Genomic DNA, 16520 nt, shown 5'->3' on the forward strand with positions numbered 1-16520 from the left:
TCGACCGGAACTGAGATGGAATGAACTTAGCGGCCGCAAAGGTCAATTCCATGGGTATCGGTGCCACACGTACGCAAAAGGCCAAGGTTGCTCAGCTGACGATCGATGGCCTCGCAGATCAACGGGCTGGCGGACCAGGTTGGTTGCATCTCGTAGTCGTACCAGGCCTCACCACCATCGAAACCAAGCCGGGCCGCCTCATCGATCAGCACGTCATGGCCCAGGCGGTAACGGGCGGGATGGGCCAACACTGCCAATCCACCGGCTTCATGGATGGCTTTAACCACCGCCTCAGCCCTTAGCGGTTCACCGACGACGGCATCACCACGGTTGTAGGGCTGGAGCGCAGGGTGGTTGAGCTCGAAGCCAAGGGCGAGCACATGAACGAGGCACCCCTTCAGCAGTGCACTGATTTCCATGCCGCTCCACACCGTGGGGACCTCAACACCGCTGGCACGCTGCTGATCCAGCCAGACGTGAATCTCCCGGTAGGCATGGCTGCTGTGGTGATCCGTCACCGCCAGGTGCTTGAGCCCCCGCTCGGTGGCCTGCTGGATGAGCTCGAGCGGTTCGAGGCTGCCGTCACTGCAGATGGTGTGGCAGTGGAAGTTGTGCGTAGTGGGACAGCTCGACGGTCCCACCTGTTCGAGCACGGCTTGGAGGGGGTGGGTCATCTCAACCCTCATCTCAGGCTTTGGCGGAGGCTTCGGCCCGCAGGCGGCGCCAACGGGCATAGAACTGAATCGACGCTGCCATGAACACCACCAGGGCGACGATGAACCAGGTCGCTGCGCTGGTGGGGAACTGCGTTTTGAACACCACCAGCATCACCACGATCACCAGCAGCAGCGTGGGCAGCTCATTCAGGGCGCGAAGCTGCTTGCCTGACCAGGCACAGGTGCCGGCGTGGAGTTGGCCCATCAGTCGGTAACAAAACACGTGATAAGCCAGCAGGGCCGCCACAAAACCGAGCTTGGCGTGCATCCAGCCCTGCTGAAGCCAAGAGGGCTGGGCCAGCAGCAACCCGATGGCCATCGATACCGCCACAGCCATTCCCGGCGTGGTGATGATGTTGGCGAGACGTTTCTCCATCAAGGCGTACTGATCGCGGAACGGCTGCTGCAGTTCCGGCGCCAGTTCCTCCGTTTCAACGTGATAGATGAACAGGCGCACCAGATAGAAGAGGCCCGCAAACCAAACCACGACCCCAACGATGTGCAGGGTCTTGAACCAGAGGTAGGCCTCGGGCGAAAACGTCATCAACACAACTGATCTGGAGCGACCTTACGCAGGGTTCAGGTGAGCGCGTCAAGAAAATCGCCGGCTCGACGTTGATGGGCCAACAGAACCTCGGGAGCCATGCGATCCAGGTTGCGGGCCATCATTGCTAGCCGGTATTGGCGCCGAAAGAAGTCTTGATGGCGATGGATGAACGTCCAGAACAGGGCATCCCAGGTGTCACACCACTCCCCTTTGCGGTAATCCGACATCTTGCGCACGTAGTTCGAGCCGGAGAGATAGGGCTTGGTGGTGAAGATGCCACCATCAGCGAACTGACTCATGCCATAGACGTTGGGAACCATCACCCAGTCGTAGGCATCCACAAACAGCTCCATGAACCAGGTGTAGATCCGGGTTGGATGGAATCCGCAGAGGAGCATCACATTGCCCAGGAGCATCAGGCGTTCGATGTGATGGCAATAGCCGGTCTCCAGGGCATGGCGGATGGCGTCATCAATCGGGGGCAGACCCGTTGATGCGGTGTAGAAGGCGGAGGGAATCGGCCGATCGTCGAAGCCCCAGAAATTGCCGTTGCGCATCTCCACGCCATGGCGCCGGTACATCGCCGCCATGAACTCCCGCCAGCCGACGATCTGACGCAGAAATCCCTCCAATGAATTGAGGGGGATGTCACCGGCTTCAGCCCGCTCCAGCGTTCGATCCAGCACCTGCTGCGGCGTGAGCAGACCGATGTTGAGCATCGGCGTAAGCACGCTGTGCCACATCACCTGGTGCTGAGTGCTGATCGCATCCTCGTAAGCCCCGAACTGGCGCAGGCGTTGTTCGAGGAATTGATCCAGCCAACGGGCTGCATCGCCATGGGTGACGGGGTAATGGAACCCGTCCCAGCTGCCGATGCCAGTCACCCCCTCCCCGATGAGCTGCTGCCGGGCGGTTTCAACGATGGCGTTCGTTGCGCTGGAGCAACCGGCCGGGGGCTCTGGAACCAGGATTCCCTTGGGGAGCTTCTTGCGGTTGTCGGCATCGAAACTCCAGCGGCCACCAACAGGACCACCATCAGGATCGATCAGCAGATCCAGTCGCTTGCGCTGCATCTCGTAGAAGCGACCCATCAGGGGCTTCTTGCCGGAGGCGAAATGGTCCTCGATGAAGGCCTCTGGAGTGAGCAGCATCGGGGTGGCGACGATCTCCAGACCGCAGCCGTGACGGGAGGCGAAGGTGGAGATCCGTTGGCTCAGAACATCGTCCACCGGATCCGCCAGATGAAAGGCCCGGTAGCCCTGATCGAGCAGATCACCAAGGATCTCAGCGGTGCTGGCCGCCTGCCCCTGGAGCACCCGCAACACGGTGAAGCCCTTGGCCTGAAGCATCTCGGCATAGGCATTCATCGAGGCCCGATGCAGGAGCAGGCGCTGCCGATGCACCTGGATGGGCCAGCGGGGATCAGAGCCGAACAGCAGCGGATCTTCGATCAGGGCCACGGCCCGTCCCGCCCGAAGCGCGGGATGGTGCTCAAACAGCTGATGGGGAAAAACGAGACTGAGATCCACCGTCAGCTGTCCTCCCCAGCAAGACGGCAGGCGCGTCGACCCAGCGCGGTGGCATAGGCGCGATCCACGGGTCCGGCCATGGGGCTCAACTGGCCAGCCCGGCAATTCATCACCACTTTTTCGCGATGGCCCTGCTGATCGTTGAGCCGCAGCACCAGCTGCCAGTGGTTCTTGGCGCTGCGGGTGATGCCGTCGGCACACACAGGGCCCGTGCACAGCCCGGGAGACGCCCAGACCGGAGTGGCAAGAAGAAACACTCCTGCCAGAGCCATGCAGAGATGACGGATCATGCGGAGAGTTCCTGAGGCTGTTCTTCTAAAGCAGCCCTGGCATCAGCGTCGGCTCCGTCGTCGGAAGGATGGAAGAAATCGTGGATGTCGCGGGCCAGCGCCTGTCCAACGCCAGGGGCCTTGGACAGGGTCTCAACCGATGCCAGCTGAATGGCATCAATCGAATGGAAGTGGGCCAAGAGATCCTTGACCCGCTTGGGCCCAACCCCAGGGATGTCAGAGAGACGTGAACGCTTCATCCGCTCACCACGCTGTTGGCGATGGAAGCTGACAGCGAAACGGTGGGCTTCGTCGCGAAGGCGGCGAAGGAGCACAACTCCGAGCTGATCCGGTTCACTCTCCAGCGGCTGGCTTTCGCCGGGGAGAAACACCTCCTCGCGCTGCTTGGCGAGGGAGCAGACGTTGAGATCCTCGTGCAGATCAAGCTCGCGCAGGGCCTCCATCACGGCAGACAGCTGGCCCTTGCCACCGTCGATCATCACCACATCGGGCCAGTCGTTGAGGCCGTCTGTCTGCAGAGCGCTGCCACCTTTGTGACGCAGGGCACCCACATCCACCCCTTCCGCCTTGGCCCGGGCCCAGCGCCGGAAACGACGGCGCATGATTTCCGCCATCGCCATGAAGTCGTCGCTGTGGCCAGCTCGGATGCTGCTGCTGCGGATCTTGTACTTGCGGTAGTGCTGCTTGGCGGGCAGCCCGTCGATGAACACCACCTGGGAGGCCACGGCATCGCTGCCCTGGATGTGACTGATGTCGTAGCCCTCGATCCGCCGCGGCGGGGTGGGCAACTCCAGCAGTTGCGCCAGATCCTCCGTGGCCAACGACTGCTTCTCCTGACCTTGCTTGGCGCGGAGCAACTCAAACTCCGCGTTGCGCTGCACCAGTTCGATCAGGTCGGCTTTCTGCTGGCGCTGCGGGCAGTGGATCTGCACCCGACGCTCGCGCTGTTCCGAGAGCCAATCCTCCATCAGTTTCTGCTGGGGCAGAGCGTGCTGCACCAACAACTCGGGGGGCACCTCAACCGAATCCACCTGGCTGTAGTGCTCTTCGATCACCCGTTGCAGGATCAGTCCAGGTTCCAGACCTGAGGCGTCAGCGGTGTAGCCAAGACGTCCCACCAACTTCCCGGCGCGCATCTGAAACAGCTGCACGGCCGCCAAACGTTCATCGAAGGCAAGGGCCAGCACATCGCGACTCACGGAGGAATCCGGAAGGCTCATCTTCTGATCGGCGGTGAGCTGATCCAGCCCCTGAAGTTGATCGCGAACCCGGGCCGCCGACTCGTAGTCCATTCGCTCGGCATACCGCTCCATCTGCTCCTGAAGCAGCTGCTGCAGTTCATCGCTGCGGCCCTGGAACACCATCGCCACCTTGCGCAGTGTGCGGTGATAGTCCTCCGAGCTGATTTTTTCCTGGCAGACCCCCGGACAGCGCCCGATGCTGTAGTTGAGGCAGGTGCGGTCGGGGTACATCGGCCGGGGTCGTTGCCGCAGCGGGAACACCCGCTTCACCAGAAACAGGGTGCGACGCAGCAGCCCCACATCGACATAGGGCCCGTAAAAGCGATCCAGGGGGCTGCGGAAGCGACGGCGACGGGTGATGAAAATCCGCGGATAGGCCTCACTCCAGGTGATGCAGAGGTAGGGGTATTTCTTGTCGTCCTTCAGCAACACGTTGAAGTGGGGCTGATGGTTCTTGATCAGGTTCGACTCGAGAACGAGGGCCTCCGCCTCGCTGTCGGTGACGATGAACTCAATCTCACAGACCTGGCGTGTCATCAGCCGGATCCGTGGCGACAGATCATGCCGACTGCGGAAATAGCTGCGCACACGGCTGCGCAACGCTTTCGACTTGCCGACGTAGAGGATCCGGTCGTCACCGTCCCGCATCAGATAGCAACCCGGCTCAGCGGGGATCTCTTTGAGGCGGCGTTCAAGACGCTTGGGCTGCGTCAGCAGCGGTGCACCGGAGGCGGCATCCACCAGGCCAGCTCAGCCGCCGTAATTCCAGCCGGTGCTGGCCAGGTTCAGGGCCTCGCCATCGGCGATCAGGCGCGCAGTTTTCACTTCGCCCACAAAAACGGTGTGGTCACCATGCTTGATCGAGCCCACGAGTTCGCACTCCACACCACCGACGGCATCGGTGAGCAGGGGAAGACCAAGTTCGCCCTCCTCGAAGGGTGCCGCTTCAAAGCGACCACCGAGCGCCTTCTGGGGCTTGAAGAACACGGCTGCCAGATCTTTCTGATCGGCCCGCAGCACGTTGAGCGAGAACTTGCCGGTGGCCTCGATGATGGCGTGACTGCTGCTGTCAGCCCGAACACCCATCACCACCAAGGGCGGTTCGAACGATCCCTGGGTCACCCAGCTGGCCGTGAATCCGTTGACCTCATCGCCGTTGCGAACGCCGCAGATGAAGAGCCCATGGGGGATCTTGCGAAGCAGGACCTTCTTGGCGTCGGCGTCGAGGCTCATGGCACAGATGCGTTGGTTGAAATCTAAACAGCGATCCACTGCATAGGATCCGCCCATCGCTGATTCCCGATGCGGGCGCTCTACCCCGGCAGTTTCGACCCTCTCACCAATGGTCATATGGACCTGATCGAGCGGGCGGTAAGCCTGTTTGGAGAGGTGGTTGTCGCGGTGCTCAGCAATCCGAGCAAACGACCCGCGTTCAGTGTCGAAGAGCGGATCGAACAGATCCGCACGGCGACACGCCACCTCTCCGGCGTTGAAGTGATCAGTTTTGATGGCCTCACAGTGAACTGTGCCGTCACCCATCGCGCCGACCTGATCCTGAGGGGCCTGCGAGCGATGAGTGACTTCGAATACGAACTGCAGATCGCCCACACCAACCGCTCCTTGGCAGACGATCTGGAAACGGTGTTCATGGCCACCACAGCCCGCCACAGCTTCCTCAGCAGCTCGGTGGTGAAGGAAGTGGCCCGCTTCGGTGGATCGATCGACCACATGGTTCCGCCAGAGGTGGCGAAGGACCTCAACAGGCTCTTTAATTCAACTTTCCATGCCAGCTGAGATGAACGACGTCCGGTTCTCCGTTCTCGATCAACTCGATCAGCTGGAGGAAGTTGTGCTGGAGGGCAGTCGGCTGCCCTTCACCGGCGGACGATTGGTCAACGAAACGGATGCCGTCGAGCTGCTGGATGCAGTCCGCGATGAATTGCCGAAGGAGCTGGAGCGGGCCGCCAAACTGCTTGATCGCCGGGACGAGTTCATTAACACCGCCCGCAGGAACGCCGAGGAGATCGTTGAACAAGCCCAGCGTCAGCGCGAACAGCTGGTGAACAACGCCGCGATCCGCCAGGAAGCGGAACGGCAGGTGAATGAGATGCGTGAGCAAGCCCGCCAGCAGTGTGAGCAGTTGCTCCAGAAAACGCGCGAGCAGGGGGCGAAGTTGGAGCAGGAGATGCAAAGCAAGCTGGCCCAGTTGGAACAGCAGTTCGCCTCACGCCGCCAGCAGCTGGAGCAGGAAGCACTGGAGCGTCGCCAGCAGCTGGATCAAGAAGCGATTGAGCTGAAGCGTCAACACGCTGAGCGACTCGACGCCAGCCGCCAACAGGCCCAGCAGCAAATCCAACAGATCGAGGCCAACGCAGCGGAACTCAAGCGCCATCACGCTGAGCAGCATGAAGCCAACCGACAGCAGGCGCTGCAGGATCTGGAGACCATTCGCCGTGAAGCCCTGCGTCTGCAGAAGGAAGGCCGCGATGAGGCCGAGCGAATTCACAACGACGCGCTGCAGTTCCGCCAGCAGACCCAACAACAGTGCGAGTCGCTGATCCAACGCAGCCGCCAGGAAGCAGCCGGCGTTCAGGACGGGGCCAACCGTTACGCCGAGCAGACCCTGGGGGAGCTGGAGGTTCGCCTCAAGGAAATGGCCCAGGTGGTGATGGCCGGCCGTCAGGAGCTCTCCAAGATTCAGACGATCCGCTCCGCGGCCCCTGGCGCCAACGCTGGCGACGACAGCAAAACCGTTCCGTTCAGTCGGGCTCAGAGGGCAGCGTCACGGCTGCGGTCCATGCGGGGCAACGTCTGATCCGCTGGCTGGCCAGCAGGATCTGGCCCATCACGGAGTTGGGTGCATAGGACCCGTTGGCAATCATGCTCACGTAACGGGGTCCATCAGCGGTTTCAAGAATGCCCGAGATCGATCGAACTCCTCTGAGGGTGCCGGTCTTTCCCCAGAAGCGACCCACAAGTGGTGTGCCCCAGAAGTAGTTGCGCAGCGTTCCCCTCTGGCCTGCAATCGCCATCGAGGCCTGGTAGTAAGCCGCCAGGGGGTGTTGCGCCATGCGCCACAGCAGCACAGACAGGGAACGGCTGGTGAGACGGTTGCCACGTGAGAGTCCGCTGCCGTCCCGCAGCCGAAGTCCCGTCATCGGGATGCCCTGGGCTTGCAACCAGCGGGTGGTGGCGATGGACGCACGATTCACATCCCAAACGTCCGCCGCCTCACGCATCAGCACCTCAGCGGTGAAATTGTGGCTCTCCGTGTTGGCCAGGCTGAGCAGGGCGTGCATCGGCGCGGAATCCTCGCTGTGCAGGACAACACTCGCTCGCCAGTTCCGCGCAAGGGCCGCCTCTCGGGTCCGCTGATCAACCATCTGCAGGCGGATCTGTCCCCCTTGCTGCTGCACGGTGGAATTGAGGATCCGCTGCAGCCGTGCCGCTGGATCCATCACCGCCATGTGCAAGGCGTTGCTGGTGAGGGCAAGGCGGGTTATCGGTGCGCCGTAGGCGTAGGAGCGATCCGCAGGGTCCCAATCGGCAGGCCACCAGAGTTGACGCGGTTCCTCCCGCACCATCAGCTGAACCGGCGCAGAGGCGGAGCTGGAGGTGCTACTGGAGCCGCCCTGGCCGAGGGCCACCATGGCGAACTTCTGGATCTCGGCAATGCTGAGGTCGGGATCGCCCTCCCCCACGATCTCCAGTGATCCATCGGGATGACGCAACAGCTGCGTCTTCAGACGGAAGTCGGGGCCGAGGCGATCCAGGGCAAAGGCCGTGCTGACCAGTTTCTGATTTGATGCAGGAATCCGGGGGATCCCCCCGTTGAGATCAGCCAGCAGCTGACCCCGTTGATCGACAACGCTGACGCTCCAAAGCCGCTCTTCCGTGCCCACCGCTGATTCCAGGGCCGTCTGCAAGGCCGGGCACAGTGCACCGCCGCTGAGCATGGCCTGGCCCTGACGCTGCACCACCGGAGGTGGTGCCAACAGTGGAGGCGCTGCCCTGACGGGCAACTGGGGCGCCAGCACCAGCAGGGAGACCAGGGCAGATCGAATCACAGAGGCATCACTCCGCTCACGACCCCGTTCAAGCGGTAGAGGCGACCCTCCAGCTCAACGGGCACACCCACCTTGAGCTTGGTTCCACCGATCACAACACCGGAGGGTTTGATCTCAGCCTGGGCCTCCATCACGAACCGGGCATGGCGGGGTAGAGCCGTGGCGGGGGCATCGGCGAGCACCACCGAACCATCGGGCTGCACCGCCGTCAGTGGAGTGGTGACGTCATCCACCGACACCAGGCTCACCCGTCCAGCCGGTTGATTGCGAATCACGATGTTGAGGGCTGCTTCCTCCCGCACTGAATTCAGCAGCTGCTCGGGATCAGCGCTGTACAGCCGCACCACATCAACGCTCACCTGCACAGGCTTCACGGCACCGGTGGCCTTGGCGACCGCATTCGAGAGCTTGGGGGACCAGACAACCCCGGCCAGAGCGGCCAAGGCGACGACTCCAGCCACGGCATCGATGGGTGAAAGGGATCGAAGCCTGTTGAGCACCATCGAAGGGGAGCCTGGGCTTGAACCTTAAGGAGGGTCTGAGCCTGGATCAAGCCAGAGGCGGCTCAATTGCGCAGACCATCAAGGAAGCGGTCGACCCCGGACAGCTGTTGCTTGATGCTGTCGGGATCTTCACCGGCCAGAAGCGCTGCTGTGGTGTCGGGATCCGGACGTTCGGGGAGCACCTCCAGTTGCCGGTAACCATCGGGATCCTGGCGATAGAGACGCCAGTCATCGGGGAAGCAGCGCATCAACGCGCCTCCCTCCAGGGGCTGGAGCCAGTAGGCCTGCTGCCAGCTGGCCACGAAACCCTTTCGGCGCTCCCGGGCCACGCTGCCGATGCCGACGGCGGCGTCTTCGAGACGTCCATTCAGCATCAGAACCACTCCTGCGTGGTTCTCACACAAGGCCTGGAACTCCTCGTAATCCGCAGGGGAGGGGTTCACCGAAAGCAGAAGGCGGGTGTCGGGAACATCGCTCTCCGCCCGTTTGAGCTGATTGAAATCAAGGATCACCTCCTTGAGGTCCTCCGCATCGCGCCGGGCCAGGGCGGCAGCACCGGCATCGGGCCAAACCATCAACAAATCCCTACCGGCAGCGATCAGTGCTCGGGCCAGCCGCACCGCCACCGGAAGCAGGCGAAGACCTTCAAAACGGAGGCTTGCGGCCCAGCGTTGACCGTCGCCGGATCCAACGGCCGCCAGGGCGGCTTGCAGCATGGCCTCCTCGGCGGCAAGCAGATCCGCGGGGAGGGCGAGACAGGAAGCGTCGGATTGAGTCATCGCCAAAGCATGTCAGGACAATGCCGTTAACGCGGAGGCAAAGCGGCCGGGAACTGCGTCGAGATCCTGATCCGACAACCAGGAGCCAAGGGTCAACCGCAGGCCCGACTGACGTTCAGGCCCGGGAATGCCCATGGCCGTGAGCACAGCACTGTCGGCACTGCTGCCACTGCTGCAGGCACTGCCGCTGCTGCAGGCCACCCCCCCCGCCGCCAGCCGTCGCACCAGATCGCGTCCGGGCAGCGGCTGTCCACCAACGGTTTTGGCCAACAACGCGATGTGATGGGGCAGACGCTGATCGGGAGAAGGGCCGCAGAGCTGAAGCTGGGGTAGCTCCAGCAGGCGTTCGAGCAGTTGATCCCGTTGACGACGGATCTGGGTTGAACTGCCCGGTGGAACGTGCTGGCTGACGGGGTCAAAGCTGGGAAGGGCCATCAGGGCTTCGGCCATGCCACCCACCAAAACAACAGGTTCGGTACCGGAGCGCAGGCCGTGCTCCTGTCCACCGCCGCCCTGGAGCGGTGAAAGGTCCACACCCGGTGCCCGAATCAACAGGCCCACGCCACGGGGGCCACGGAACTTGTGGGCGGAGAGGGTCAGCAGATCAACGCCGAGCCGGTCGAAGGCGAAGCAACCCTGGGGAACAAGCTGGGTGGCATCGCTATGGATGACGATGCCGCGCTCGCGGCAGGCCCGAGCGATCGTGCTGATCGGTTGCAGTGCACCCACCTCGCCCTGGGCTGCAATCAGTGAAACCAATCGGGTTGGAGCGGATATCAACCGATCGAGCTGATCGAGCCGCAGTACGCCCTGCCCATCAACGGGCCATTCGGCAATGGTCCAGCCCAGGGCTTCCAGTTGGTGCGCCGCAGCGACCACCGCCGGATGCTCCACCGCAGAGATCACCAACCGGCCCGGGACAAGACCGGCAGCACTGCCGAGCAAGGCAAGGTGCACGGATTCCGTCGCCCCTGAGGTGACGATCAACTGGTCAGGATTGACAGCAAAGCGCTCGGCGATGCGCCAGCGCGCTCGCTCTAGAGCTTCCGCTGCTGCCAACCCAGCCCCATGGAGGCTGCTGGGGTTAGCCCAGGCCGTCTGCTGGAGCTGCTGCATCACCGCGATCACCGCCGGCAGGGGCGGTGTCGTGGCAGCAGCATCCAGGTAGAGCTCAGGGGGTTCCACGCTCGAACCGCGCCTTGGTGCGCTGCTCCAGGGACTCACTGGCGAGATTGAGCATCGAGTCGAGGGACGTGCTGCTGAGGAAAGCCTGCACCTTCTGCTGCGCCTCATCGCGGAGGCAGCGGTCGGGGCGCTGACACTGCTCAGCGCAATCCTTGGAGCAATCGAAGTCGGTTGCGGCCATCGGCGCAGGTGAAGCGGCAGGGGCTTCGCTGGTCGAAGCCATCGAGGATCCTGCCGGCACCAGATCGGGCGTCAGCACCCCGTCAAACACCGCTTCGGCGGGTCCCTTCATCAGCACGGAACCGGTGCGATCACGCCACTCAATCATCAGTGGACCGCCGGGCAGCACCACCTCGGCGCAGTCATCGGCGAGGCCCAGCAGTACCGCCGCCACCAGGGTGGCGCAGGCACCGGTGCCGCAGGCCAATGTCGGGCCAGCACCCCGTTCCCAGACCCGGATCTCCAGCCGCTCACGGCTATGCACCTGGAGGAAATGAACGTTGGTCTTGGCCGGGAAGGCCGGATGCACCTCCAGGGCAGCACCCCAGGCATCAAAGGGAATGCTGGCCAGGTCGTCGACGGGCACCACCACATGGGGATTGCCCATGCCAACAGCCGCCACTTTCAGCTGTTCTCCCTCCAGCAGCAGCACCCCCTGCGGCAGGCCGTCTTCGGGCATCAGGGTTGTGGGGATGCCCTCGGAGGTGAGGAAAGGAGGACCCATGTCCACCCGCAACTGGCCATCGGCCATCAGTTCGGGGCGAATCATTCCCGCCAGGGTTTCGATGTCCCAGCGGCGGCCAGGGGCATCACCGTCGGTGTCGGCCAGGTAGCGGGCCAGGCAGCGAATGCCGTTGCCACACATTTCGGCTTCACTGCCATCGGCATTGAGAATCCGCATCCGCAGTTCTCCCTCTGCCTGAGGAGGCAGCGCCAGAATCAGGCCATCGCCACCAACGCCGAAGCGCCGATCACAGATGCGCCGCACCCAGGCGGGATCGGGATTGCTGATGGCATCGGGCAGTTGTCCCTGCCGGCCTTCAACGATCAGGAAGTCGTTGCCAAGTCCCTGATATTTGCTGAACTGCAGCATGCGTGGCCGGTATTGCCCCCGAATCCTATGGAGACATCTCCACTCGATCCAAGCCTTCCGGGGGTTCGGTTGCTGCAGAGCTGGATTCGTGAACAGCTCCCCCTCAGCATTGCTGTGGTGGGACAGGAGCCCATCGAGGGGCGTCTGATCTGGCAGGACCCTGAATTTCTGGCCATCGAACGGGCGGGTGCGAGCCGGCCCGTGCTGATCAACCGTCGGCAGATCAGTGTGATCCGCTCCCTCGGCTGAACACCAGGCATGTGGCACGATCGCAACCTTGCCGAGCGCTGGTTCCGTGAACGCTGCCAACCCTGCCGTCGACGCCAGTGCACAGACCGGTCGTTATGACCCCACTGCGCTGGAGCAGCGCTGGCAGGAGAGTTGGAAGGCGGATGGGGTCGATACCACAGAAGAAGGTGGTGAGAAGCCCGGATTCTTTGCCCTGTCGATGTTCCCGTACCCCTCGGGAAGCCTGCACATGGGCCATGTGCGCAACTACGTGATCACCGATGTGATCGCCCGGGTTCAACGCATGCGGGGCCATGCCGTGCTGCATCCGATGGGCTGGGATGCCTTCGGACTTCCCGCTGAAAACGCGGCAATCGAACGCAATGTGGACCCCGGCGAGTGGACCGACCGCAACATCGATCAGATGCGGGCGCAGCTGGATCGCCTTGGCCTTTCGATCGATTGGAGCCGCGAACAGGCGACCTGCCACAGCGACTACTACCGCTGGACCCAGTGGCTGTTCCTTGAACTGCTCGAAGGAGGGCTGGCCTATCGCAAGAACGCCACCGTCAACTGGGATCCCGTCGACCAGACCGTGCTGGCCAATGAGCAGGTGGATGGTGACGGCCGCTCCTGGCGCTCCGGAGCTCTGGTGGAACAACGCCAGCTGAACCAGTGGTTCCTGCGCATCACTGACTACGCCGAGCCACTGCTCAACGACCTGGACGCCCTCAAGGGCTGGCCGGAACGGGTGCGCACCATGCAGGCCAACTGGATCGGTCGCTCGGAAGGGGCGGAGATCAGCTTCAGCGTTGAGGGAGAACAGGATCAGACGATCACGGTGTTCACCACCCGACCCGACACCCTCGCTGGGGCGAGCTACGTGGTGCTGGCACCGGAAAACGAGCTGGTGGAGAGCCTCACCAGCACTGAACAGAAGGACACGGTGGAGGCTTTCAGCAAGGAGGTGGCTCGTCTGAGCACGATCGAACGCACCAGTGATGACAGGCCCAAACGGGGCGTGCCCATCGGCAGTCATGTGATCAACCCCCTGACGGGGGCGGTGCTACCGGTGTGGATCGCCGACTACGTGCTGGCCGAGTACGGCACGGGCGCCGTGATGGGCGTACCGGCCCACGACCAACGCGACATCGCCTTTGCCCAGTCGAACGGTCTGCCGATCCAGCAGGTGATCGACGCCGAGGGAGCTGCTGAAGCCATCGCGGCCGGTCAGGCCTGGACGGATGCCGGAACACTGGTCAACTCCGGCAGCTTCGATGGCACGGCCTCCAGCGAAGCCAAGGGCGCCATCACCGGCCACGGCGCCGAAAAGGGCTGGGCACGGAGCAAGGTCACCTATCGCCTTCGCGACTGGCTGATCTCACGCCAGCGCTACTGGGGCTGCCCCATTCCCGTCATCCACTGCGATGACTGCGGTGCTGTTCCGGTGCCCCGCGAGGACCTTCCGGTGGAGCTGCCCCGGGGCATTGATCTCTCTGGAAAGGGCGGTTCGCCCCTGAGCCAGCAGAGCGACTGGGTGAATGTGGCTTGCCCCTGCTGCGGCAAGCCGGCCAAGCGGGAAACAGACACCATGGACACCTTCATGTGTTCCTCCTGGTATTTCCTGCGCTTCGCCGATCCCCACAACACCGAGAAACCCTTCAGCAAGGAGGCGGTGAACCGCTGGTTGCCGGTGAAGCAATACGTGGGCGGCATCGAACACGCGATCCTGCACCTGCTCTACGCCCGTTTCTTCACCAAGGCGCTGAAGGATCGCGGCCTGGTCGACATCAACGAACCGTTTGAACGGCTCCTCACCCAGGGCATGGTGCAGGGAATCACCTACCGCAATGCGACAACCGGCAAGTACATCGCTCCAGCGGACGTGGCAGATCCCGAAAATCCCCGGGACCCCAACACGGGCGACAAGCTTGAAGTGTTGTTCGAGAAGATGTCGAAGTCGAAGTACAACGGCGTTGACCCCGCGGCGGTGATCGACCGCTACGGCGCAGACACAGCCCGCATGTTCATCCTGTTCAAGGCTCCGCCGGAGAAGGATCTGGAGTGGGATGACGCCGATGTGGAGGGCCAGTTCCGCTTCCTGCAACGGCTTTGGCGCCTTGTTGAGACGGGTGCAGCCCGCATCGACTCACTCGAGCCGATGCAACGGCCAGCCGATCTGAGCGATGCCGACAGCGACGTACGTCGGGCGCTGCACCTGGCCATCGAAGCCGTCAGCGAGGACCTCAGCGACGAGATCCAACTGAACACGGCCATCTCCGAGCTGATGAAGCTCTCCAATGCCATCAGCTCCACGGGCATCGAGGCCCTGAGTGCACCTGTGTTGCAGGAAGCTCTTTCCGGACTGGTTCGCCTGCTGGCTCCGTTCGCGCCTCATCTGGCGGAGGAGTTCTGGAGCCGTCTGGGGGGAAGCGACAGCGTGCACCGTCAAAGCTGGCCGGTTCTGGATCCAACGGCGCTGGTGCAGGACAGCGTTGAAGTGGTGATCCAGGTGAAGGGCAAGGTGCGGGGCAAGCTGCAGGTTCCGGCCTCCGCAGACAAGGAAGAGCTGGAACGTCTCGCCCTGGCCAGTGATGTGGCCGAAAAATGGTTGGAGGGCGCAGCCCCCCGTCGGGTGATCGTGGTCCCCGGAAAACTGGTGAACCTGGTTCCCTGAACCCAGGCGGGATCAGCCTTTGCTGAAACGCATCGAGGCGGGCTGGCTCCAGTCGCCCTGGGCACTGAAGCCGCGCTGGTTGCCGATGAGGTGACGCAGAATCCAAAAGATGGATTCATCGGTGCCATCCCCGAGGGCCAGGCGAATTTCATCGGCGGAGCGGGCCACACCGTCGGCCAGGATCGCTTCTACACGACCTTGAAGGTCGAGAATCGCCGCCGCCGCCTTCTTGCCGGCTTCCACGCCGGGCTGGTGGTAGGCGTTGATGTTCACCAGTTCGCCGTAGAGACCGACGGCGCGCTCGAACAGAGCGATCAAGGCGCCGAGACGGCGGGCATCAAAGCGGCGCATGCTGATCGTCATGCTCTGGCGGCCACCCTCGGTAAGGGCTGAGCGGGTGCCCTGGAGGAAACCATCAAGGAAGTCGCCGGGGCATTCCCCGCCAAGCGTGGGGATATCGCTCACGTCTTCGAGCACCTCAATAAAGGTGGCGAAGAAATTGTCGACGCCGTCGCGCAGCTGCTGCACGTAGGCGTGCTGGTCGGTGGAGCCTTTGTTGCCGTACACAGCGATGCCCTGATGCACAACGTCACCGTTGCGATCGAGACGCTTGCCCAGGGATTCCATCACCAGCTGCTGGAGGTAACGGCTGAACACCTCCAGACGATCGCGGTAGGGCAGAACAACCATGTCGCGCTGACCACGACCACCACCGGCCACGAACCAGGAAGCGGCCATCAGGGCGGCTGGATTGCGGCGCAGATCCGCGGCGCGGGTGGCGGCATCCATCTGAGAGGCGCCGGTAAGGAAATCGCGGATGTCACAGCCAATCAAGGCACCGGGCAGCAGACCAACGGCACTAGTGATGCTGGTGCGCCCCCCCACCCAATCGAACATGTCGAAGCGCTTGAGCCAACCTTCCTTCTGGGCCTGCTGATCCAGCTTGCTGTCGAGCATCGTCACGGCAACGGCCTGGCCGGCCCACTGGCCCCCAGCGGCCTCGAGGCGGTGGCGAGCCTGCTCCATGCCGAGATGGGGTTCGGGTGTCCCCCCCGACTTGCTCACCGTCACCACCAGGGTGCGGTCGAGACGACCCTCCAACCCCGCCAGGACGTTGCTCATCCCATTGGGATCGACGTTGTCGAAGAAATGAAACGGAAGCCCCTCGCCCGGATTCTGAAGAGCCTTGATCATCAAGGCGGGACCCAAACCACTGCCGCCGATGCCGATCCAGAGCACATCGGTGAAGGCTTCGCCGTTGGGGGCCTTGATCGTTCCGTTGATCACATCCCGCCCAAAGGCGGCGATCAGATCGATTTCCCTGGAGATGTGCTGCTGAAGCTCTGACGAGGGGGCGAGTTCAGGGGTGCGCAGCCAGTAATGCCCCACCTGGCGCTGCTCATCAGGATTGGCGATGGCGCCGGCTTCCAGCTCCTGCATCGCTGCGAACGCCTTGTCCATTCGCGGCTGCAGCTGTTGCAGATCGGTGGCGTTCACATGCATCCGGCTGATGTCGAGCCAGACGCCCAGATCATCGTGATACCAGCTGAGATCGCAGAACCTCTGCCACTGAATATGAGCGTCGGAAGCGTTGAAATCCGGAAAGCTCATGCCTGGCGGACGGTGCAGTCCTGCTGAACGTATCCAGAATCTGACGGGTTGCCC

General features: G+C 62.9%; 16 protein-coding genes. 4 read left to right on the plus strand and 12 right to left on the minus strand.

Features of this window, described 5'->3' with window-relative positions; genetic code table 11:
- Positions 1–26: 26 nt before the first annotated feature.
- Genes SynM161_RS06175 through SynM161_RS06200 form a run of 6 tightly spaced genes read right to left on the minus strand, consistent with a single transcriptional unit; the run spans position 27 to position 5556 of the window.
- The gene (locus SynM161_RS06175; protein ID WP_186540298.1) at positions 27–674 is read right to left on the minus strand and encodes a PHP domain-containing protein; all 648 of its coding nucleotides are present in this window, start codon (positions 672–674) and stop codon (positions 27–29) included.
- Between the two features lie 13 nt (positions 675–687).
- Positions 688–1260: a protoporphyrinogen oxidase HemJ gene (gene hemJ / locus SynM161_RS06180; protein WP_186540300.1), complete on the minus strand. Its 573-nt coding sequence runs from the start codon at positions 1258–1260 to the stop codon at positions 688–690.
- 35 nt (positions 1261–1295) lie between these two features.
- A complete protein-coding gene (locus SynM161_RS06185) occupies positions 1296–2792 on the minus strand; it encodes a cryptochrome/photolyase family protein (RefSeq protein ID WP_186540302.1) in 1497 nt (498 codons plus the stop codon).
- Between the two features lie 2 nt (positions 2793–2794).
- Positions 2795–3082, minus strand: a complete 288-nt coding sequence (locus tag SynM161_RS06190) for a hypothetical protein (RefSeq protein ID WP_114989168.1) — start codon at positions 3080–3082, stop codon at positions 2795–2797.
- Positions 3079–5064, minus strand: coding sequence for an excinuclease ABC subunit UvrC (uvrC, locus tag SynM161_RS06195; protein WP_186540304.1), 1986 nt, complete (start codon positions 5062–5064; stop codon positions 3079–3081). The genes SynM161_RS06190 and uvrC overlap by 4 nt, the downstream gene beginning before the upstream one ends.
- Before the next feature lie 9 nt (positions 5065–5073).
- Complete coding sequence (locus tag SynM161_RS06200; protein WP_115009275.1) at positions 5074–5556, minus strand: flavin reductase family protein; 483 nt, start codon at positions 5554–5556, stop codon at positions 5074–5076.
- Between the two features lie 69 nt (positions 5557–5625).
- Between SynM161_RS06200 and coaD the strand changes: the two genes are divergently transcribed.
- Both coaD and SynM161_RS06210 read left to right on the plus strand, forming a co-directional pair.
- Complete coding sequence (gene coaD, locus SynM161_RS06205; protein ID WP_114989170.1) at positions 5626–6117, plus strand: pantetheine-phosphate adenylyltransferase; 492 nt, start codon at positions 5626–5628, stop codon at positions 6115–6117.
- Between the two features lies 1 nt (position 6118).
- Entirely contained in the window at positions 6119–7138 is a 1020-nt protein-coding gene (locus SynM161_RS06210; RefSeq protein ID WP_186540306.1) for a hypothetical protein, read from the plus strand.
- Here SynM161_RS06210 and dacB read toward each other — a convergent pair.
- The 5 genes from dacB to dapF all read right to left on the minus strand — a co-directional run bounded on the left by dacB (position 7083) and on the right by dapF (position 11950).
- On the minus strand, positions 7083–8390 hold the full coding sequence (gene dacB, locus SynM161_RS06215) for a D-alanyl-D-alanine carboxypeptidase/D-alanyl-D-alanine-endopeptidase (protein ID WP_186540308.1): 1308 nt from the start codon (positions 8388–8390) through the stop codon (positions 7083–7085). The two genes, SynM161_RS06210 and dacB, sit on opposite strands and share 56 nt — an antisense overlap.
- On the minus strand, positions 8387–8893 hold the full coding sequence (locus SynM161_RS06220; protein ID WP_186540310.1) for a DUF4330 domain-containing protein: 507 nt from the start codon (positions 8891–8893) through the stop codon (positions 8387–8389). The genes dacB and SynM161_RS06220 overlap by 4 nt, the downstream gene beginning before the upstream one ends.
- Positions 8894–8955: 62 nt before the next feature.
- On the minus strand, positions 8956–9672 hold the full coding sequence (locus SynM161_RS06225) for a DUF1995 family protein (RefSeq protein ID WP_186540312.1): 717 nt from the start codon (positions 9670–9672) through the stop codon (positions 8956–8958).
- A 12-nt stretch (positions 9673–9684) separates the two neighbouring features.
- Positions 9685–10857: a cysteine desulfurase family protein gene (locus tag SynM161_RS06230; protein ID WP_186540314.1), complete on the minus strand. Its 1173-nt coding sequence runs from the start codon at positions 10855–10857 to the stop codon at positions 9685–9687.
- The gene (dapF, locus tag SynM161_RS06235) at positions 10844–11950 is read right to left on the minus strand and encodes a diaminopimelate epimerase (protein WP_186540316.1); all 1107 of its coding nucleotides are present in this window, start codon (positions 11948–11950) and stop codon (positions 10844–10846) included. The genes SynM161_RS06230 and dapF overlap by 14 nt, the downstream gene beginning before the upstream one ends.
- A gap of 27 nt (positions 11951–11977) precedes the next feature.
- On the opposite strand from dapF, the gene SynM161_RS06240 reads away from it, so the two are divergent.
- Positions 11978–12199: a hypothetical protein gene (locus SynM161_RS06240; RefSeq protein ID WP_186497802.1), complete on the plus strand. Its 222-nt coding sequence runs from the start codon at positions 11978–11980 to the stop codon at positions 12197–12199.
- Positions 12200–12245: 46 nt separating this feature from the next.
- The gene (leuS, locus tag SynM161_RS06245; protein WP_186540318.1) at positions 12246–14855 is read left to right on the plus strand and encodes a leucine--tRNA ligase; all 2610 of its coding nucleotides are present in this window, start codon (positions 12246–12248) and stop codon (positions 14853–14855) included.
- A 12-nt stretch (positions 14856–14867) separates the two neighbouring features.
- Here the strand turns inward: leuS and SynM161_RS06250 are convergent, their stop codons facing one another.
- Entirely contained in the window at positions 14868–16466 is a 1599-nt protein-coding gene (locus SynM161_RS06250; protein WP_186540320.1) for a glucose-6-phosphate isomerase, read from the minus strand.
- Between the last annotated feature and the right edge of the window lie 54 nt (positions 16467–16520).

It is taken from the genome of Synechococcus sp. M16.1 (assembly GCF_014279895.1).
Taxonomy (GTDB): Bacteria; Cyanobacteriota; Cyanobacteriia; order PCC-6307; family Cyanobiaceae; genus Parasynechococcus.